Genomic DNA, 19,920 nt, shown 5'->3' with positions numbered 1-19,920 from the left:
TTACTCAAGGAGCTCCGCATGTGTTCCTGTGCGCGCAAAGGTAATGACATCCCCTGCAATTCTGTAGATAAGAAGAAAGTCGCCGCCTATGTGGCATTCCCGATACTCGCTCCAGGGACCGCGCAACGCATGGTCTCGCCATTCCGCTCCCAAAGGCGCGTCACCAGCAATCAGGAGCAGCATGCCCACCGCGCGCGGCATGGCGGTCCGCTTATTCTTTGCCACTCTTTTCAAGATCTGCGAACAGTTGCTCGGCCTTTATGAAGCGCGCTTGATGATGCGCGATTATGTCGTCGCATTCTTTCATTGCATCGCGCGTGGTCTGATTTGGAACTCTGAGGTCCCACGGAAACCGCTGGTCGGTGGCAACTTGATGCAGAAACATCCGGACAGCATCCGACATGGATAGCCCGACCTGTGCCAGGGCTTCGTTGGCGCGACGTTCCAGATCGGCATCGATCTGAATATTGATGGATGAGGCAGGAGTAGGCACGCTGATCTCCGGTTGTGATCTTTATTTTAGTATAAAGGAATGCAACCGGAGGTGATGCAGCGCAAGCTGCTGTGGCTTATTTGCCCAGCTCCTGCTGCGCCTTCAGCACCAGCGCGTCCATGACCTGGAAGGCAGCGGCTTCGACGGATGGTCGGGGCATGTTGGGGTTGCCCTCGGCGACGATGGACGGCGAGGTCAGGTAGCGGCCGTTGATGACCAGTGTGGGCGTGCCGTCCACCCGGTAGCTGCCGACCAGCTTTTCCAGGTTGCGCAGGCGCGTCAGCACGCCGAAGGAATTGTAGGCGGCCAGGAATTGCGTCTTGTCGAGCCCGTTCTTGACGGCCCACTCGACATTGTCTTCGTCCGACTTCAGGCGCTTGCGTTCGACGTGCCAGGTGTTGAGCACCTTGGCGTGCAGGCTTTCGTCCAGCTTCAGCGCTTCCAGCGTCAGGAACAGGTGCGCTTCCGGATCGGCGGCGCCGTTGTGCGGCACGTGGATGCGGCGGAAGCTGATGGCGTCGCCTTGCTTCTTGACCCACTCGGCCAGGCCCGGCTCCAGCATATTGCAGGCCGGGCAGTGGTACATGAAGAATTCGATGACTTCCACTTTCTTGCCCTGCGCCTGCACTTGCACCGGCGAGGACAGCAGCCGGTATTCGGCGCCGTCGCGCGGGACGGCGGGCGAGGCGGAGGCGCTGGCAGCGGCGAACACCGCGGCGGCCGTGCCCAGGGCGATTACGATATGTTTCAGCATCATCGGAGTCTTCAACAGTCTTATTTAAGGTTGGCCATCGTTTCGCCCAGCCGCACCGGCCCGGCCGGCTGCCAGCTGTCGTTGAAGTGCAGCTTGTCCTTGGGGAAGAGCATCACGACGGTCGAGCCCAGCAGGAAGCGGCCCAGTTCGTCGCCTTTTTTCAGCACGATGTTCTGGTCGGCATAGGTCCATTCCTGAACGCTGCTGTGGCGCGGCGGGTTGACCACGCCGTGCCACACGGTGGCCATGCTGCCGACGATGGTGGCGCCCACCAGCGTCATGACGAAGGGGCCGCTGGCGGTGTCGAACACGCACACCACGCGCTCGTTGCGGGCGAACAGGCCGGGGATGCCGCGCGCGGTGGTCGGGTTGACCGAGAACAGCTCGCCCGGCACGTAGATCATGCGCGTGAGCTTGCCGTCGCAGGGCATGTGGATGCGGTGGTAGTCGCGCGGGCTCAGGTAGAGGTTGGCGAAGCTGCCGTGCTGGAATTGCGCGGCCAGTTCCTTGTCGCCGCCCACCAGCGCGGTGGTGCTGAACTTGTGGCCCTTGGCCTGGAAAATCTGGTCGTCCTCGATGGCGCCGAACTGGCTGATGCGGCCGTCCACCGGGCAGATGAAATCAGAGTCCGCCAGCGGACGCGCACCGGGGCGCAGCGCGCGCGTGAAGAACTCGTTGAAGGAGTGGTAGCTGGCGATGTCCGGATTGGCCGCTTCGGCCATGTTCACGTCATAGCGGCCGACAAACCAGCGTATCAAACGGGTAGTCATGGCGCCGCCCTTCGCGCCGGCCACGCGGCCCGCGAAATTGGTCAGCGCGCCCTTGGGCAGCAGGTATTGCGGGAGTACGGCAAGACGGTCGGACACAGTTATCACACCTATCAATATAGACGAATACGCATTATAACGGTGCGCCGCGCCCTGGGGAGAAAATCGGCGATGCAAAATATTTCCCAACAACAAGCAATTATGAGAAAATGTAGTCTTTTTTGCAAACTTACGCCGTCGCCATGCCTCGCTTTCATACTGCAATGAAACTCACGCTCGCTGCCGCTGCGGTGGCTGCCGCGTGGAGCGCGTGCGCCGCAGAAGCGTCCAAGGAAGGCAAGGATATACAGAAAGTGGAGGTGAGGGCCTCCGGCGCGGAGTACGACGCGCGGCGCGACGATACGGCCAGCAAAATCATCGTCAACAGCGAGGAAATCCTGCGCTACGGCGACAGCAATATCGCCGATGTGCTCAAGCGCCTTCCGGGCGTGACCGTGGCGGGCGGGCGCGGCAGCACCGACATCCGCCTGCGCGGCTTGGGCAACGGCTACACGCAGATCCTGCTCAACGGCGAGCGCGCCCCGGCGGGCTTCTCCGTGGACCAGTTGTCGCCGGACGCCATCGAACGGGTGGAGATCATGCGCGCCGCGAGCGCCGAGTTCAGCACCCAGGCCATTGCGGGCACCATCAACATCGTGCTGAGGAAAGCGGTGCGGACGGCGCAGCGGGAGATCAAGGCGCTGGCGGGGAAGGGCAAGGATTTCTCGCAGGGCAACGGGGTCTACACCCTGTCCGACCGCGACGGCAATTTTTCCTATTCCACCGTGCTGTCGGCCAACCGCCTGAACTTCCACTGGCTTAAGCTGATCCAGGACCACGGAGGCGACGCGCAGGGCCGCGCCAGCCTGCTGCGCGACGCCGATTCCAACGAGGTGGGCCGGATGGAGTACATCAACCTGGCGCCGCGCCTGAACTGGAACCTGGCCAACGGCGACACGCTGACCTCGCAGTCCTTTCTCGCCACCAACCGCTACCGCGTGGTGGCCACCGTGGACATCGCCACCGTGTTCGGCCCGCCGCAGGACTTCGACGGCACGGCCAACCTTGTCCGCGCCCGGAATGACTTCTACCGCACCGACCTGAACTGGGTGCACAAGCTGGCCGGCGGCGGCAAGCTGGACACCAAGCTGGGCCTGAACGCCAACCGCAACAGCAACGCCACGCGCCAGACCGGCGCCAGCCACGGCGTGCCGGGGCTGGACCGCCGCGTCGATATCCTGTCCAGGGAGCACGGCTACACTGTCACCGGCAAGTACGCCATGCCGCTGGCCGACGGCCACGCCCTGTCCATGGGCTGGGACGGGGCCGACAGCCGCCGCGCGGACTTCCGTGGCCAGCGCGAAGTGGCGCTGGCGGGCAAGCGGCCGGCCAATATGGATGAGGACTTCGACGCCGACGTGCGGCGCCTGGCGCTGTTCCTGCAGGACGAATGGGCCGCTACGCCGCGCCTGTCCGTCTACGCAGGGCTGCGCTGGGAGGGACTGGAGACCGGCAGCGAGGGCACCGGCTTCGCCCCGGTGCGCAACCGCAGCAGCGTGTTCAGCCCGTTGTTCCAGGCGCTGTGGAAAATTCCCGACACCAAGGACCAGCTGCGCCTGGCGCTCACCCGCACCTACAAGGCGCCGGCCACCACGCAGCTGATACCGCGCCGCTTCCTGGCCAATAACAACAGCCAGACCACCCCCGATTTCCGGGGCAATCCCGGCCTGAAGCCTGAGCTGGCGCTGGGCCTGGACCTGTCCTACGAGCACTACTGGGCCGACACCGCCTTGCTGAGTGCAAGCGGCTTTGCGCGCCGCATCACCGACTACACGCGCCAGACGCTGCTGCTGGAGAACGGCCGCTGGGTGCAGACCAGCATCAACGACGGCAGCGCGGTGGCGCGCGGCGTGGAGCTGGAGGCCAAGGTTCCGCTCAAGGCGCTGATGCGGACGGCGCAGGCGCTGGACCTGCGCGCCAGCGTCAGCCGCAACTGGTCGCGGGTGGACGCGGTGCCGGGGCCGTACAACCGCCTGAACCAGCAGCTGCCGCTGTCGGCCACGCTGGGCTTCGACTACAAATCGGCCGACACGATGGAAAGCGCCGGCGCCAGCTTCGTCTTCAAGCGCGGCGGCGTGATGCGCATCAGCGCCGCCCAAAGCAGCTTCGTCACCGTCAAGCGCGACCTGGAAATGTACTGGCTGCACAAATTCACGCCCAAACACGCGCTGCGGCTGTCCGTCGTCAGCGCGCTGGCGGAGGACTACCTGGAGGAAAACACCTACAGCGACGCCGCCGGCAGCCTGCGCCGCAACTCGCTGGCGCCGGGCGCGGCCCAGTTCCGCGCCGGCCTGGAGTGGAAATTGTAAGACGCGGGGCAGTTCTCCGCCGCAAGAGCGGGTGGTATGATAAAGGTATGACCCAACGCGCGACCAACACCATCTTTGCCGAGCCGGACGCCCTGAGCCTGGCCCAGTCCGAAGTGCGCGACCTGCAGCGCACCGTCGTCGTGCTGCGCGCCGAGCTGGAGCAGGCCCAGCACGACCGCCAGCGCCAGGTGCAGGACGCGCTTGCCGCGGCCCACAACGAAACCCAGCAGATCCGCGCCACCGTGATGTCGCTGCGCGACGCGCTGGAGCAGGCGCATGGCGAGCGCGACATCGCCGTCAAGGCCGCGCTCACGAGCGCCATTGCCGAAATCGCGCAGCTGCGTGACACCGTGACCGTGCTGCGCGAGGAGCTGGAGCGCGTGCACGCCGAGTACGCCAGCCTGAACCAGCAGCAGATCAGCGCCCAGCGCGCCGAGGTGCAGCAGCTGCACGACACCATACGCGCCCTGCGCCTTGCCCTGGAAAGCCACGCCGCATGAATGATATGACCAAGGGCGGTGGCAGGACGGATGCCAAGCCGGCCGCCAGCCTGCGCGCCGCGGCCGGCGCCCAGTCGCGCCTGCGCATGGCCGAGTTGCTGCTGGAAGTGTCGCGCCGCATGGCCGCCTACGACACGCTGGACGAAATCCTGACCGCGCTGGTGGAAGTGACCACCGAGGAGCTGGACGCCGAGCGCGGCACGCTGTTCCTGAACGACCCGGAAACCAACGAGCTGTTCTCGCGCGTGGCCCAGGGCGAGACCCAGCGCGAAATCCGCTTCCTGAACACGTCCGGCATTGCCGGCCATGTGTTCACCACCGGCGAGCCGCTGGTGATCGCCGACGCCTACGCCGATCCGCGCTTCAACCGCGCCATCGACGAGCAGACCGGCTTTGTCACCCGCAACATCCTGTGCGTGCCCATCCGCACGTTCAAGGGCGAGATCATCGGCGTGTCGCAGACGCTGAACAAGCAGCGTGGCCACTTCACACCCAAGGACCTGGAGTTGCTGGCGGCGCTCACCACGCAGGGCACCCTGGCGCTGCAAAGCGCGCGCTTCCTGGAGAGCATGAAGAAGGTGCGGCGCCAGGAGATGGAATTCATCGACGTGGTGTCCGAGGTGACGGCCGACATCAAGCTCGGCTCGCTGCTGCAGCGCGTAATGGGCGAGGCCACGCGCCTGCTCAGCGCCGAGCGCTCCACCTTGTTCCTGAACGACGAAAAGACCGGCGAGCTGTGGTCCGAAGTGGGCCAGGGCCTGGAGTCGATGCAGATACGCCTGCCCAACACGGCCGGCATCGCGGGCGCGGTGTTCAGCTCCGGCAAGACCATCAACATCCCCTACGCCTACGCCGACCTGCGCTTCAACCCGGCTTTCGACAAGCGCACCGGCTTCTTCACGCGCTCCATCCTGTGCGTACCCATCGTCAACAAGCACGGCAAGACCATAGGCGTGACGCAGGTGCTCAACAAGCGCGGCGGCCCCTTCAGCGCCGAGGACGAGTCGCGCCTGCGCGCCTTCACGGCGCAGATTTCCATCGCGCTGGAAAACGCCAAGCTGTTTGCCGACGTGCAGCAGATGAAGAACTACAACGAGGCCATGCTGGAATCCATGTCCAGCGGCGTGATCACGCTGGACGGGCAGGAGAAGATCGTCACCTGCAACGCGGCCGGCCTGCGCATCCTGCGCGCCTCGCCCGCCGAGCTGCTGGGCCGGCCGGCGGCCGAGTTCTTCGGCGGCGCCAACGCCTGGGTGCTGGACAAGCTGCGCCTGGTGGAGGAAAACCAGGTCGCCGGCCATTTGATGGACGCGCCGCTGATGGTGGGCGAGGACACCATCTCGGTCAACTTCAACTTGCAGCCGCTGCTGTCGGTGGAGAAAAAACGCATCGGCTGGATGCTGATGCTGGAGGATATCTCCAGCGAAAAGCGGCTCAAGGCCACCATGTCGCGCTATATGGACCCCGGCATCGCGGACCAGATGGTGGCCAACGGCGCCGAAATGCTGGGCGGGAAAAACGTCAACGCCACGGTGCTGTTCTCGGACGTGCGTAGCTTCACCACCATTACCGAGCAGCTGGGCGCGCAGGGCACGGTGGCGCTGCTCAACGAGTACTTCACCATGATGGTGGACTGCATCCAGCGCGAAGAAGGCATGCTGGACAAATTCATCGGCGACGCCATCATGGCCGCCTTCGGCATCCCCGTGGCGCACGAGGACGACCCGGACCGCGCGGTGCGCACCGCCATCGCCATGATGCGCGAGCTGCGCGCCTGGAACCAGCTGCGCGTGCGCGACGGCAAGCTGGCGGTGGATATCGGCATCGGCCTGAACACGGACCAGGTGGTGTCGGGCAATATCGGCTCCAAGAAGCGCATGGACTACACCATTATCGGCGACGGCGTGAACCTGGCCGCGCGGCTGGAGTCGGCCTGCAAACAGTACGGCGCGCACATCCTGATCAGCGAGTTCACCTACCGCGCGCTGCGCGGCACGTATCGCATGCGCGAGCTGGACTGCGTGGTGGTGCAGGGCAAGACCAAGCCGGTCTCGGTCTACGAGGTGCTGGACTACCACAGCGAGGACAGCTATCCCAACCTGATCGACGCCATGGGCTTGTTCCGCAACGGCCTGATCAACTACCGCCAGCGCAAATGGGCGGCGGCGCGCAAGCTGTTCGAGGAAGTGCTGGCGCTGAACCCGGGCGACAAGGCCGCCGCCATGTATGTGGAGCGCTGCCAGCGCCTGGCCGCCGAGCCGCCGCCGGACGACTGGGACGGCACCTACATCATGCAAAGCAAATAATGAAAATCCCGCGCAGTACGCTGGAGCAGTGGCGGGTGCTGCAGGCCATCGTGGAGTGCGGCGGCTATGCGCAGGCGGCCGAGGCGCTGCACCGCAGCCAGTCCTCGGTCAGCTATATGGTGGCCAAGCTGCAGGAGCAGCTGGGCATCGAGCTGCTGGAAATCGACGGCCGGCGCGCCAAGCTCACGCGCAACGGCGAAACCCTGCTGCGCAAGGCGCGCGAACTGCTGGACGACGCCTTCCAGCTGGAGGAACTGGCCGCCAGCCTGAACGAGGGCTGGGAGTCCGAGCTGCGCTTCGCGGTCGACAGCCTGTTTCCCAGCGAGCTGCTGATCCAGATCCTGCAGGAGTTCGAGCCGCTGGCGCGGCATACGCGGGTGAACCTGGAGGAAACCATCTTGTCGGCCTCGGACGACGTGCTGCGCGAAAAGCGCGCCGACGTGGTGATCGCCAACTATGTGCCCAGTGGCTTCCTCGGCGACGCGCTTCTGGACATCGAATTCCTGGCCGTGGCCCATCCCAGCCACCCGTTGCACGGCCTGGGCCGCGACCTGAACGAGGACGACCTGGAGCGCCATCTGCACATCGTCGTGCGCGACGGCGGCGTGGCGTCCACGCGCGATTTCGGCTGGCTCAACACGGCGCAGCGCTGGACGGTCACCAGCCCGGCCACCCGCACCGAGATGGTGTGCGCCGGCCTGGGCTTCGCGTGGATGGCCACGCACAAGATCCAGAGCCAGCTCGCCTCCGGCCTGCTGCAGCCGCTGCGGCTGCGCGTGGGGCAGAAGCGCAAGCTGTCGCTGTCGCTGATTATCGCCAACACGGAGCGGCCGGGGCCGGCCGCCTGCCAGCTGGTCAGCATTATCCGCGCCGTCGTGGCCCGCCACTGCAAATACAAATCCGGCGGCTGCCCGGCGATTTAGCCGGCCGGCGCTTAGCGCATGGCCAGCGGGCTGTTGCGGCGGGGAAGGGGATAACCCTGGTCCAGGTCGGCCAGGTCCTCCGGGCTGAGGGCGATGTCGAGCGCGGCGCGGTTCTGGCGGATATGGTCCGGATTGGCGGCCTTGGGGATGACGATCACGCCGTCCTGGCGCAGCAGCCAGGCCAGCGCGATCTGCGCCGGCGTTGCGCCGTGGCGGCGCGCCACGGTTTGCAAGCTGCGGTTCTCCAGCATGGCGCGCTGCTCGTGCGGGTTCGATTCCAGCGGCGAATACGCCATCAGCGGCACTTGCTGCTGCTGCGACCAGGGCAGCAGATCCCATTCGATGCCGCGCTTGGCGAGGTTGTACAGCACCTGGTTGACGGCGATATCGGCGCCGCCGGGCAGGGCGCGCGCCTCGCGCATATCGGCCAGGTCGAAATTGCTGACGCCGTATGCGCCTATCTTGCCCGCCTCGCGCAGGGCCGCGAAGCCGGCCAGCGTTTCCTCCAGCGGCACCGAGCCGCGCCAGTGCAGCAGGTAGAGGTCGATCTGCTCCACCTTCAGCCGCTTCAGGCTGCGCTCGCAGGCCGCCACCACGCCGGCCCGGGTGGCGTTGTGCGGGTAGACCTTGCTCACCAAAAAGGCCAGCTCGCGCCGCCCGGCGATGGCCTCGCCAACCACTTCCTCGCTGGCGCCGTCGGCATACATTTCTGCCGTGTCGATCAGCGTCATGCCCAGGTCCATGCCCAGTTGCAGCGCCGCCACCTCGTGCGCGCGATAGGTGGGGTCTTCGCCCATATTCCAGGTGCCCTGGCCTAAAGCGGGAACGGCCTTGCCGGACAATAAAACCACATTCTTCATTTGCAGCTCCAGATTGTGAATCTTTCCATTATGGCATCAGTCGCCATTCCGCGAAGTGTGTATGTAATTTGTAATTGAGACCCATTCTCATTCTAATGCTATGATGCACCCTTCCGTATCATCGCGCCAGATTATGTCCCTCACCGCAGCAGCAACACCCGTATCAGCGCAACGCCGCATTTCCTTCAAGCCCGCCCTGGTCTGGCTGCACCGCTGGGCAGGGCTGACGCTGGGCCTGCTGTTCGTGCTGATGGGCTTGAGCGGCGCCTTGCTGGTCTTCGAGCATGATATCGACGCAGCCCTGAATCCCCACCTGTTCCATAGCGCTACCGCGTGCGCCGCGCCGCTGGGCGTGGACGCGGCCGCGCAAGCCGTGCAGGCGCAGTGGACCAAGGCCAAAGTGGGCGGCGTGTTCCTGCCGCGCCACGAGGGCGGCAGCCTGCGCGTGACGTTCAAGGCGCCGGGCATGGAAACGGGCGAGGCCATGCTGGACGCGTGCACCGGCGCGCTGCTGGGCAGCCGCGACCGGTCCGCCATCGGCCTGGGGGCGCAATATTGGATGCCGATGGTGCAGACCTGGCATTTGAATATGTTCCAGGGTAAATCGGGCCGCCTGGCCCAGGGTTATATCGGCGCGGCCATCGCGCTGCTGCTGGCGGTCGGGCTTTATCTGGCATGGCCGCTTAAACGCCAGTGGCGGCGCGCCTTGCGGATTAAATTGAATCAATCTGCTTACCGCAGCCATTATGATTTGCACCGTTCCATCGGTTTGCTGGCGGCGCTGCCTTTGTTGCTGCTGGCGCTGACGGGTTTTTACAACGGTTTGCCGGAAGTAGTGGGAGGCATGGTGGCGCGGATTGCCGATGTGGGCGCGGAACGCCGCAGTATCGCCAGGCCGGCGCTGAAAAAAGACGAAAGTGCTATTAGCTGGGGCGAAGCGCAGGCAATAGCCGCGCCGTATTTGCAGGGCGGCGCCACCATGGCCGGTATTTCCCGCCAGCCCGATAAAGGTCTATACATTGCACGCCTGGTGCGCGCCGATGACTGGCAGCGCACCGGCACGCTGCGTATTTACATCGATATGCGCAGCGGTAAAGTCCTGGAAGCCATCGATCCATTATCCGGCAAGGCCGGCGACCGTTTCCTGGCCGCGCTGTTTCCCCTGCATTCGGGCCAGTTGGGCGGCACCGCCGTCAAATGGCTGTTGGCGCTGGCGGGCTTGCTGCCGGCCCTGTTCTTTATTACCGGTATTACTACCTGGCGACTGCGGCGCAAAAAATAATTAGTTTGGACGATACAAGTTTGCGGGGAGTTTCACATTTAACTAGAATATCCCTGCGCTCTTGTGGTAAATTGCGGTCTTGAATTCTCACGAAATGTCACCGTGTTCACCAGGGGCTGCGTTTTTGGGGGAGTCTCTTATCAACCATCAAGGAAGAGTTGAGTCATGACCACTTATCAGGAATACCAGGCAAAAATCGCTGAACTGCAAAATCTGGCGGAATCCGTTCGCCGCGAGGAACTGAATTCGGCTAAAGAAAAAATCGCCGCCATCATGCGCGAGCATGGTCTGTCGCTGGCTGATCTGGCTGGTACGGCCAAACCTGCAAAAGTGAGCAAGCCACGCGCTCCTGTTCCTATGAAATACCGCGACCCAGCCACCGGCCAAAGCTGGACCGGCCGTGGCCGCGCACCGAAATGGCTGGAAGGTAAAAGCAAAGAAGAGTTCCTGATTAAATAAACACCAGCGAATTCGTTGCAAAAAAATATCCGGCCAGTCCGGATATTTTCATTTGGGCGTAGGGCCTGCGCCACACCGCCCGCACGTTCCGCCGCAGGCACTGGAATTTGCTCGGCGGCATGACCTTATTGTGCGATCATGGCGGGATGCCTTCGATACCGTTATTTCCGCTTAATACAGTACTCTTTCCTGACGGACACTTGCCCCTGCAGGTATTCGAAGTCCGCTATCTCGACCTGATCAAGAAGTGCATTGCCCGCTCCGAGGAGTTCGGCGTGGTGGCGCTGGCTTCAGGCAGCGAAATCCAGCGCCCCGAGCAGCACGAGGAACTGACCGAGGTGGGCACCATGGCGCGCATTGTGGACTGGACCTCTCCGCTGTCGGGCCTGCTGAAGCTGACCTGCGTCGGCACCCAGCGCTTCCGCATCCAGTCCGCTTCCCAGCTCAAGCACGGCTTGTGGATGGGGGAGGTGGAGATGCTGGCGCCGGACCTGGACGTGCCGGTGCCCGAGGAGCAGAAGAACGTGGCCGACGCGCTGGCGGCGGTGATCCGTTCGCTGCAAAAACGCCAGTTGCCGTCGACCCAGATGCCGCTGCTGCCGCCCTACAAGCTGGACGACTCCGGCTGGGTGGCCAACCGCTGGTGCGAACTGCTGCGCATGACGCCCAACCGCAAGCAGCTGCTGATGGCCGAGCAGAATCCGGTGCTGCGCCTGGAGCTGGTGCAGGACGTGCTGTGCGAAAGCGGCCTGCTGGACTAGGACCGTCAGGGCGGGGTGACCTCGTCCTCCAGCGCGTGCACGCGCACCGACCACATCACGCCCGCCGCCAGCAGCACGATGGCGGCCGTTTCCAGCGGACGCGGCCACTGCTGCTTGTAGATAAAGCCGTACAGCAGGGCGAACAGGGTCTCGAACAGGATCAGCTGGCCGGACAGCGTGACGGGCACGCGCCGGCTGGCGATATTCCACAAGTGGTTGCCGATCACCGAGGCGCCCAGGGCCAGCAGGGTGTTGGTGATCCAGAACACGAGCCAGTCGCGTCCGCTGGCCTGGCCGGCCGCGCCCAGCACGTCGCCATGCCACACCGCCAGCGCGGCCAGGCCGATCAGCAGCGCGATCAGGCCGCTCGAGAGGCCGTACAGGGCCGACCATTCCGCGCTGCTGAAGTGCGGGTTGCGCTTCAGATAGCGCGCGTTGTCCAGCGTGTACCAGCTCCAGCACAGCAGCGCGCCTGCGGCGCACAGCACGCCCAGCAGGGTCTGCCAGACCGGGTGGCCGGCCGAGCCGGCGTGCAGGAACACGTCCACATTGATGCAGGCGATGCCGGCCGCGGCCACCAGCAGCGGCAGCGCCAGCTGGCGCAGCGGCAGGGCGCCGTGGTCCTTGCGGCCCATCAGGGTGACCGAGATCGGCAGCACGCCGATAATCAAGGAGGTGGGGGCCACGCCGGCCAGCTTCACGCCGAGCGCCAGCAGCATGTAGTAGACGATGTTGCCCGACAGCGCATGGCGCACCAGCGCCGCGTAGTCGGCGCGGTCCAGGCGCGCGTACAGCGAGCCCAGGCGCGGCAGCATCAGCCCCAGCGCGATGGCACCGTAGGCGACGTAGCGGCCCACCGCCATCTCCACCGGCGAGAAGGCCGACAGCAATTCCGGCACGATAAACACCATGCCCCACATGGCCCCGGCCAGCAGGCCGCACAGTACACCATTCCACATCGTTAAGTATTCCTTGTTGCAAGGGCGACAGTGTCGCACAGCATGGGGCGGCGCGGGAAGCGCGCCTTGCATGGCGCCGGCGCCTAGTTCCAGGCGGCGATGGCATTCAGCAGGCGCTGCATGCCTTGCCGCAGGTCGCCGTGCGCGGCCAGCATGCGCGCCATCAGGCCGGGCGTGTCCACCGCGTGGCGCGCCAGCCAGACTTTGGTGACGCCGCTGCGCACCTTGCTGTAGCCGGACGCGGGGTCCAGGTATTTGTGCGCCAGGGCGGACGGCAGATAGCACTCGATGGTGTAGCGGTCGCCCAGGTAAGCGGCGTTGCCGCCCTGGCCGTCGCGGTAGATTTCCGCCAGCAGGCGCTGCTTGGTGCGGCCGGCGCCGTTGACGGGGTAGAGGCTGCCGTAGCCGTCCATGCCGAAGTCGGCGTCGCGGTCGATGGCGATGGCGGCGTTGCGGTTGATGCGGATGACGTTGATCAGGCCGTCCACGTCGGCCTCGGCGGCGGCGCCGAAGTGGCTGATGCAGGCGCCGCCGAACAGGCTGAAGCTGTAGTGCACGTTCTCGCGGTAGCGGAGGGCGCCGTACTGCTGCAGTTGCAGTTCGGCCAGCAGGGCGTTGAAGTACAGGCGGTCGGACGGCCCTTCGACCCAGAGCACGCCGTTCGATTGCAGCAGGTCGCTGCCTTTTACGCCCAGCAGGTCCAGCATGGCGCTGCCGAGCGCGGTTTCGCGCGCGACGTCGCCGTCCACGCTGAAGAAGGCGGTGCCGGCGGGCCAGAGCTTGTCGTTGAGCAGCACGCTGGAGTGGGTGGACATGAACAGCTGCAGGGTGCGCTGCGACGCGATCTCGCCCATGCAGCGGGCCAGGGTGCGCTGCAGCGAGGCGTGCAGATGGGTTTCCGGCTCTTCGATCAGGCAGATGCTGCCTTCCGGCGCCCGGCGCAGCTGCGCCAGCAGGCCGGCCAGGTGCATCCAGCCGGAGGGCATGTGCTCGGCTTGCACGGTGTTGAGGGCGGCGGGGTCGTCCGCGAAGGCGAGCACGTAGCCGTCCGGGCCGTGGCCGATGGGCCTGGACGCGTGCAGGCCGGTGAGTTCGCCGCTCAGGCGCTGCAGTTCGGCGGCAATGTCGGCGCCGGCGAGCTGCGCGGCCCCGGCCGGGCCGATGTCGCACACCTGCACCCGGGAGTCGGCCAGGCGGTCCGCGAAGGGCTGGAGGTCGGCGCCGCGGGCGATGTCCTGGCCGACCTTGCGCGGGCCGCGCCAGGGTTCCGCCTCGTTCCTGGTGTACACGCCCAGCACGGCGTAGGAGGCGGCGAAGTCGGCGTTCTGGGCGACCTGCGAGTTGTAGCGCAGGTCCAACGACAGCTCGGACTGGTTGGCGAAGATCAGGCGGATGCGGGCATCCACGCCGGTGGGCGGCTGGTTGCGCCGCAGGCTGGCCATTTTCGCGGGGTGGCCGGCAATGGCGATGGCGTCGAGCAGCGTGGATTTGCCGGCGCCGTTGGGGCCGGCAAAGATATTGATGGTTTTCGGATGCAGGCGGCGGGTTTGCAGGCCGTCCCGGGTCAGCCCCAGCTTGCGGATGGCCCGGTATTCGAGCAGGCGGATGAATTTGCCGGCGAGCGCGTTGTCCATGGATTCAGCGTTGGGCCAGCCAGCAGAAGGCGGCCAGGTTGGCGGCCACGGTGGCCCAGAAGGCCAGCTGGAAGGAGGTCTTGCTGGACTTGTGGCGCAGCCATTGCTGGGCCAGGACGGCGCCGGGCCAGCCGCAGCACAGGCCGAGCAGCAGCAGCGTGCTTTCCGGCGTGCGCCGGCGGCCCGCCCTGGCGGCGGCCTTGTCGATGGCGTAGAAGATGAAGCAGACCGCGCTGGCGCCCCCGTACAGCAGGGCCGGCCAGGCGGGCAGGCGCCACAGCAGGATGGCGGCCAGGTAGAGCAGGGCGAGGACGCCGATGGCGAGATAGGCGGCGGCGCCCGCAGCGTGCGGCGGCCCGCCAAGGCCCTGCCCCCGGGGCTGGGGCCGGGCCTTGGCGGGCCGGGTCCTGCGCGGGGCGGGCGGTGTCACGCGGCGCCGGAGCTTAGAAGTAGCTCAGGCCCAAGGCGGCCTTGACTTCGTCTGCGGTCCTGGCGGCCACTTCGCGCGCCTTGGCCGTGCCTTCCTTGAGGATCTGCATGACCTGGCCCTTGTCCTTGGCGAACTCCTCGCGGCGGGCGCGGATCGGGGCCAGCATCTCCTGCAGCACCACTTCCAGGCGCTTCTTGACCACGCTGTCGCCCAGGCCGCCGCGCACATAATGCGCTTTCATTTCTTCCAGCGCCGCTTTTTCCGGGTCGAAGGCGTCCAGGTAGATGAAGGCGACGTTGCCTTCCAGGTGGCCGGGGTCCTGCACGCGCAGGTGCAGCGGGTCGGTGTAGACCTTTTTCACGGCGGCGGTGATTTCCTCGGCGGAGGCGCCCAGGTTGATGGTGTTGCCCAGCGATTTGCTCATCTTGGCCTTGCCGTCGATGCCGGGCAGGCGGCCGATTTCCGGCACCAGGGCCTTGCACTCGACCAGGATGTCGCGGTTGGCCAGGCGGTTGAACTTGCGCACGATCTCGTTGGTCTGCTCGATCATCGGGATCTGGTCCTCGCCCACCGGCACCAGGGTGGCCTTGAAGGCCGAGATGTCGGCGGCCTGGCTGGCCGGGTAGGTCAGGAAGCCGGCCGGGATGTCGCGCTCGAAGCCGCGCAGCACGATTTCCTGCTTGACGGTCGGGTTGCGCTCCAGGCGCGCCACGGTGACCATGTTCAGGTAGTAGAAGGTCAGCTCGGCCAGCTCGGGGATTTGCGACTGGATCAAAATGGTGGACTTGGCCGGGTCGATGCCCACTGCCAGGTAGTCCAGCGCCACTTCGACCACGTTGCGGTGCACCTTGCCGGTGTCTTCCATGTTGTCGGTCAGGGCCTGGGAGTCGGCCAGCATGATGAACTGCTGGTAGTCGTGCTGGTAGGTCACGCGGTTGCGCAAGCTGCCCACGTAGTGGCCCAGGTGCAGCGGACCGGTGGGGCGGTCGCCGGTCAGGATCACGGACGGGGTGGCGGTGGCGGGCGTTGCGGGCTGGTTCATACGGCTTCCTCGGGCTGTTGCCCCCGCACGATGCGCCAAGAAAAACGCCACCCTGCGAAGGCGGCGTTGTCTAAGTACTCACATCACTGTGCAGTGGCCGCGCTAGGTCAGCGGGGCCACCAATTCAGGCAGGTGCGATGTGGTTGGAAAAATTTCATGCCCGTATGGTTGCAGTTTGCCGCCGCCCTGTCAAGGTGGGCGGCGGCGGGGGCCGCTTAATGGCGGTTTGGATTGTTGGGACTGTCGTCGCGGCGGTTGGGCACGCCGTCGCCGTCGCGGTCGCGGTCGACGCGGTTGGGCACGCCGTCATGGTCGCGGTCGCCACGCTGCCAGCCGCCGCGCTCGACGACCCAGCGGCCGTCGCGCTGTTCCCAGGCGGTGGGACGGTAGACGTAGCCGTTGCGGTCGCGCACCCAGGTGCCCTTGATCCAGACGTTGCGGCGGCCGTTCCAGTCCCAGTGGCCGGCCACCCAGGTGTAGCCGTGGCGGGCGTGCGGCACCACTTCATGGCGCGGCGGCGGCGGCGCGGTGCGCACCACGACCACATCGGCGAAGGACGGGGCGGCGGCGCCGCCCAGCGTGGCGGCCATGGCGGCGGCGATCAGCAGTTTTTTCATGATGGCACTCCTCGTTCTGTTGGTTGTGGCTCTACTGTAAGCCGGCTCTGCCCTGGCTTCTGTGCGGCGCCGCGCATAGCCGTGCAAACTTGCGTTACAAACGCGGCATTGCGTGATGGCAAGCAGTTGTCTACCATGGCCCGCAGCACAACACGGAGACTTTACCCATGCGCACATCGCATACCCGCACCGCCCTGAAGCTGCCGGCCCTGGCCGCGCTGACCCTGCTCATCTCGTCCGCGCTGGCGCAAACGCCGCCGATGGCGCCCGATATCCCGGCCAGCCTGGCCGCCCCGGCAGACAATGCGGACTATGTGAAAAAAGTGGTGATGGTGCCCATGCGCGACGGCGTGAAGCTGTACACGGTGATCGTGATGCCCAAGGGCACGAAGAATGCGCCCATCATGCTGACCCGCACGCCGTACAACGCGGCGCGCCGCGCCCAGCGCAACGCCAGCCCCAGCATCCGCGCCACCTTGCCGCAGGGCGACGAGACCTTTATCGACGAGGGCTATATCCGCGTGTTCCAGGACGTGCGCGGCAAATACGGCTCCGAGGGCGAGTATGTGATGACGCGCCCGCTCAGCGGCCCGCTCAACAACACCAGGATAGACCACGCCACGGACGCCTGGGACACCATCGAGTGGCTGACCAAGAACGTGCCGGAGACCAACGGCAAGGTGGGCATGGTGGGTTCCTCCTACGAGGGCTTCACCGTCATGATGGCGCTGATGGACCCGCACCCGGCGCTGAAGGCGGCCGCGCCCATGAGCGCCATGGTGGACGGCTGGCGCGGCGACGACTGGTTCCACAACGGCGCCTTCCGCATGCCCAGCCTGCCGTACATCGGCGGCCAGACCTCGGTCAAGGGGCGCGGCGAGGCGCCGGCCAGCGGCGTCTACGACGACTACGAGGGCCTGCTGCGCGCCGGCTCGGCGGGCGGCTACGCGAAAAAATTCGGCCTGGACCAGCTGCCCTACACGAAAAAGCTGTTCGAGCACCCGGCCTACGACAGCTACTGGCAGCACCAGGCCATCGACAAGCTGGTGGGCGCGCGCAAGCTGAGCGTGCCGACCATGCACATCGTGGGGCAGTGGGACCAGGAGGACATCTACGGCCCCTACGCGGCCTACGCCGCCATGGAGCCGCAGGACAAGGACAACAAGCTGAACTTCCTGGTGATCGGCCCGTGGCGGCACAGCGGCGTGAACTACGACGGCTCCAGCCTGGGCGCCATCAAGTTCACCGGCGACACCGCGCTGGAGTTCCGCCGCAATGTGATGCAGCCCTTCTTCAACCAGTACCTGAAGGACGGCGCGCCGGTGGCCGACACGCCGCCGGTGCTGAGCTACCAGACCGGCACCAACCGCTGGCAGCGTTTGAGCGCCTGGCCGCAGTCCTGCGCCAGCGGCTGTCCGGCCGCGTCCAAGGCCATCTATCTGCAGGACGGCTACAAGCTCGGCTTCGACGCGCCCAAGGCCGGCGCGGCCTATGACGAATACGTGTCCGACCCGGCCAAGCCGGTGCCCTTCGTGCCGCGCCCGGTGCGCATGCACGACGAGAACGTGTGGAAGCCGTGGCTGGTGAGCGACCAGCGTTTCGTGTCCGACCGCCCGGACGTGCTGACCTATGTGACCGAGCCGCTGGCGGCGCCGCTGCAGCTGTCCGGCCAGCCCATGGTGAACCTGTACGCGGCCACCAGCGGCACCGACGCCGACTGGGTGGTCAAGCTGATCGACGTGTATCCGGACGAGATGGCGTCGCAGCCGGAGCTGGGCGGCTACCAGCAGGGCATTGCGATGGACATCTTCCGCGGCCGCTACCGCAACAGCCTGGAGCACGCCGAGGCCATCCCGGCCAACAAGGTGGAGCGCTACCGCTACGCGCTGCCGAACGTGAACCACGTGTTCCTGAAGGGCCACCGCGTGATGGTGCAGATCCAGTCCAGCTGGTTCCCGCTGTACGACCGCAACCCGCAGCGCTTCGTGCCGAACATCTTCCATGCGCAGCCGTCGGACTATATCAAGGCCACGCAGCGCATCTACCACGCGCCCGGTTCGGCCAGCGCGATCGAGTTGCCGGTGGTGGAGGCGCGCTAGTGCTGTTGTGTTGACCTTTGTGCAAAATTGCCCTACTGTGTGGGCGGGGCGGACTCCTTCAAGCCGGCCTGTCACTGCCTCGTGCAGGGACAGCCTCTACGGGGCTACCCCGTGGGACATTGATTGTTCAGTACTTCGCCGCCTGGGCCGCGTTGCGCTTCCGCGCAAGACAGCCCACGCATCACGAGACTCGTTGAAGGATCTCCGCCCCTACGCCGCGCATGAATATCAAACAACATACCGTGCTGGCGCTGGCCGATATGGCGCTGGCCACGGACGGCAGCCTGGCCAGCCTGACCGCCGCATGCCACCGGGTATTCGACGCTGAGCCGCCGTGGGTGTCCGCTGTGTGCGAGGCACTCATCGCGCGGACGGGTGAACACTTCCATTACTACAGCCGTCACGAGCTGGCCGGTTTGCTGCTGGAGTGCATAGGCCATGGGCGCGGCGGCCCGGGCGCTGATGGCCAGGATGGCGACGATGCCGAAGACTTTGCGTTGCCGGAGCCGATAGCGCTGCCCGCGGTGCGCCGCTACTGCGTCGATCCGCCGGTGCGCCCGCCCAAACCCGAGTGGCTTGCCGCATTGGCGCTGCCGGAACTGGCTAACGCCGCCGCGCTGGCGGCCTGGCTGAATGAGCCGGTGGGGGCGCTGGACTGGTTCGCCGACCAATGGCGGCTTGCGCGCGACGGGCAATCGCCGCTCCAGCACTACCACTATCGCTGGGTGCCCAAGCGCAGCGGCGGCGTGCGGCTGATAGAAATACCGAAGGCGCGGCTGCGGCGCATCCAGCAGAAAATCCTGCGCGAGATACTGGACCTGGTGCCGCCGCACCCGGCCGCGCATGGCTTCCGGCGCGGCCACTCCTGCGTCACGCACGCGGCGCAGCATGCTGGGCAGCACGCGGTGGTGCGCATGGACCTGAAGGACTTCTTCCCAAGCATACAGCTGTCGCGGGTCCATGCGCTGTTTGAAAAGCTGGGCTATCCGTATAAAACGGCGGGAACGCTGGCCCGCATCTGCGTCAACCGCACGCCGCTTGGCGCCTTTCGCAGCACGCCCGACGGAGATTCGCTGTCCTGGAGCGAGCGCCAGGCGCTGAAGTCTCCCCATCTGCCGCAGGGTTCCCCTTGCTCGCCCGCGCTGGCCAATCTGTGCGCCTACCGTCTCGACATCCGGCTCGCGGCGCTGGCGGAGTCGCTGGGCGGCGCGTACAGCCGCTATGCGGACGACCTGGCATTCTCCGGCGGCCCGGCGTTTGCGCGGGCTGCGGACCGCTTCCACATCCAGGTCGCCGCAATCGCCCTGGAAGAAGGCTTCCGCGTGAACACGCGCAAAACGCGCCTGATGCGCGCAGGGGCGCGGCAGCAGGTGACGGGCGTCGTGGTGAACGCCCACCCCAACATCGCCCGCGACGAATACGACAAGCTCAAAGCCACGCTGACCAACTGCGTGCGTCACGGCCCCGCATCCCAGAACCGCGACCGCCGTCCGGATTTTCACGCCTATCTTGCAGGCAGAATCTCCTACGTGAAGATGGTGAATGCGGCCCGTGCCAGCAGGCTGCAGAGCCTGATGGACGCAATCGCGTGGGCAGCTTGAACCTTTAGCGTAGTGTGAGAATGTG

Annotated in this window: 19 protein-coding genes; 9 read left to right on the top strand and 10 right to left on the bottom strand. The window is 65.9% G+C overall.

All coding sequences use genetic code 11. The annotated features are described in order from the left end of the window. The 4 genes from GTP77_RS21925 to asd all read right to left on the bottom strand — a co-directional run bounded on the left by GTP77_RS21925 (nt 1) and on the right by asd (nt 2,113). Nucleotides 1-183: a type II toxin-antitoxin system RelE/ParE family toxin gene (locus tag GTP77_RS21925; RefSeq protein WP_228896263.1), complete on the bottom strand. Its 183-nt coding sequence runs from the start codon at nt 181-183 to the stop codon at nt 1-3. Nucleotides 184-211: 28 nt separating this feature from the next. After that, nucleotides 212-493, bottom strand: coding sequence for a type II toxin-antitoxin system RelB/DinJ family antitoxin (locus tag GTP77_RS21920; protein ID WP_161074277.1), 282 nt, complete (start codon nt 491-493; stop codon nt 212-214). Between the two features lie 76 nt (nt 494-569). Next, nucleotides 570-1,250 carry a thiol:disulfide interchange protein DsbA/DsbL gene (locus GTP77_RS21915; protein ID WP_308807764.1) on the bottom strand — a complete coding sequence of 227 codons (681 nt, stop codon included), beginning with the start codon at nt 1,248-1,250 and terminating at the stop codon, nt 570-572. A 17-nt stretch (nt 1,251-1,267) separates the two neighbouring features. Beyond that, entirely contained in the window at nt 1,268-2,113 is an 846-nt protein-coding gene (asd, locus tag GTP77_RS21910) for an archaetidylserine decarboxylase (protein ID WP_161074276.1), read from the bottom strand. Between the two features lie 164 nt (nt 2,114-2,277). Here asd and GTP77_RS21905 point away from each other — a divergent pair, with 164 nt between their 5' ends. From GTP77_RS21905 to GTP77_RS21890, 4 genes are read left to right on the top strand one after another with little or no spacing between them, the layout of a single operon-like run. Then, nucleotides 2,278-4,422, top strand: coding sequence for a TonB-dependent receptor plug domain-containing protein (locus GTP77_RS21905; RefSeq protein ID WP_229202292.1), 2,145 nt, complete (start codon nt 2,278-2,280; stop codon nt 4,420-4,422). Nucleotides 4,423-4,469: 47 nt separating this feature from the next. After that, entirely contained in the window at nt 4,470-4,922 is a 453-nt protein-coding gene (locus tag GTP77_RS21900) for a hypothetical protein (protein WP_187358799.1), read from the top strand. Further along, nucleotides 4,919-7,228 (top strand): GAF domain-containing protein, encoded by a 2,310-nt coding sequence (locus GTP77_RS21895; RefSeq protein ID WP_187358798.1) that lies wholly within the window; start codon nt 4,919-4,921, stop codon nt 7,226-7,228. The genes GTP77_RS21900 and GTP77_RS21895 overlap by 4 nt, the downstream gene beginning before the upstream one ends. Next, complete coding sequence (locus tag GTP77_RS21890; protein WP_161074274.1) at nt 7,228-8,151, top strand: LysR family transcriptional regulator; 924 nt, start codon at nt 7,228-7,230, stop codon at nt 8,149-8,151. The genes GTP77_RS21895 and GTP77_RS21890 overlap by 1 nt, the downstream gene beginning before the upstream one ends. A gap of 11 nt (nt 8,152-8,162) precedes the next feature. Here GTP77_RS21890 and GTP77_RS21885 read toward each other — a convergent pair whose 3' ends face one another. After that, on the bottom strand, nt 8,163-9,011 hold the full coding sequence (locus tag GTP77_RS21885; RefSeq protein WP_161074273.1) for an aldo/keto reductase: 849 nt from the start codon (nt 9,009-9,011) through the stop codon (nt 8,163-8,165). A 133-nt stretch (nt 9,012-9,144) separates the two neighbouring features. Between GTP77_RS21885 and GTP77_RS21880 the strand changes: the two genes are divergently transcribed. The 3 genes from GTP77_RS21880 to GTP77_RS21870 all read left to right on the top strand — a co-directional run bounded on the left by GTP77_RS21880 (nt 9,145) and on the right by GTP77_RS21870 (nt 11,513). Then, nucleotides 9,145-10,293 (top strand): PepSY-associated TM helix domain-containing protein, encoded by a 1,149-nt coding sequence (locus GTP77_RS21880; RefSeq protein WP_161074272.1) that lies wholly within the window; start codon nt 9,145-9,147, stop codon nt 10,291-10,293. A 165-nt stretch (nt 10,294-10,458) separates the two neighbouring features. Further along, nucleotides 10,459-10,752 carry an H-NS histone family protein gene (locus GTP77_RS21875; RefSeq protein ID WP_161074271.1) on the top strand — a complete coding sequence of 98 codons (294 nt, stop codon included), beginning with the start codon at nt 10,459-10,461 and terminating at the stop codon, nt 10,750-10,752. 146 nt (nt 10,753-10,898) lie between these two features. Then, a complete protein-coding gene (locus GTP77_RS21870; protein WP_161074270.1) occupies nt 10,899-11,513 on the top strand; it encodes an LON peptidase substrate-binding domain-containing protein in 615 nt (204 codons plus the stop codon). Nucleotides 11,514-11,518: 5 nt separating this feature from the next. On the opposite strand, the gene GTP77_RS21865 is transcribed toward GTP77_RS21870, so the two are convergent. From GTP77_RS21865 to GTP77_RS21845, 5 genes are all read right to left on the bottom strand, one after another. Beyond that, nucleotides 11,519-12,472 carry a DMT family transporter gene (locus GTP77_RS21865; protein ID WP_161074269.1) on the bottom strand — a complete coding sequence of 318 codons (954 nt, stop codon included), beginning with the start codon at nt 12,470-12,472 and terminating at the stop codon, nt 11,519-11,521. Between the two features lie 83 nt (nt 12,473-12,555). After that, nucleotides 12,556-14,106, bottom strand: a complete 1,551-nt coding sequence (locus tag GTP77_RS21860; protein ID WP_161074268.1) for an ATP-dependent nuclease — start codon at nt 14,104-14,106, stop codon at nt 12,556-12,558. A 4-nt stretch (nt 14,107-14,110) separates the two neighbouring features. After that, a complete protein-coding gene (locus GTP77_RS21855; protein ID WP_371869382.1) occupies nt 14,111-14,536 on the bottom strand; it encodes a DUF1294 domain-containing protein in 426 nt (141 codons plus the stop codon). Between the two features lie 13 nt (nt 14,537-14,549). Next, nucleotides 14,550-15,578 (bottom strand): tryptophan--tRNA ligase, encoded by a 1,029-nt coding sequence (gene trpS / locus GTP77_RS21850; RefSeq protein ID WP_161074267.1) that lies wholly within the window; start codon nt 15,576-15,578, stop codon nt 14,550-14,552. A 215-nt stretch (nt 15,579-15,793) separates the two neighbouring features. After that, nucleotides 15,794-16,195, bottom strand: a complete 402-nt coding sequence (locus GTP77_RS21845; protein ID WP_161074266.1) for a YXWGXW repeat-containing protein — start codon at nt 16,193-16,195, stop codon at nt 15,794-15,796. A gap of 167 nt (nt 16,196-16,362) precedes the next feature. Here GTP77_RS21845 and GTP77_RS21840 point away from each other — a divergent pair, with 167 nt between their 5' ends. Together GTP77_RS21840 and GTP77_RS21835 are read left to right on the top strand one after the other, a co-directional pair. Continuing rightward, complete coding sequence (locus tag GTP77_RS21840; protein ID WP_161074265.1) at nt 16,363-18,294, top strand: CocE/NonD family hydrolase; 1,932 nt, start codon at nt 16,363-16,365, stop codon at nt 18,292-18,294. Between the two features lie 221 nt (nt 18,295-18,515). Then, nucleotides 18,516-19,895, top strand: coding sequence for a reverse transcriptase family protein (locus tag GTP77_RS21835; protein WP_161074264.1), 1,380 nt, complete (start codon nt 18,516-18,518; stop codon nt 19,893-19,895). Nucleotides 19,896-19,920 lie beyond the last annotated feature (25 nt).

Source organism: Pseudoduganella aquatica, from assembly GCF_009857595.1.
In the GTDB taxonomy this organism is placed as follows: Bacteria; Pseudomonadota; Gammaproteobacteria; order Burkholderiales; family Burkholderiaceae_D; genus Rugamonas; species Rugamonas aquatica_A.
Note: the sequence above shows the minus strand (reverse complement) of the source record. Positions and strands in the feature narration are given on the sequence as shown.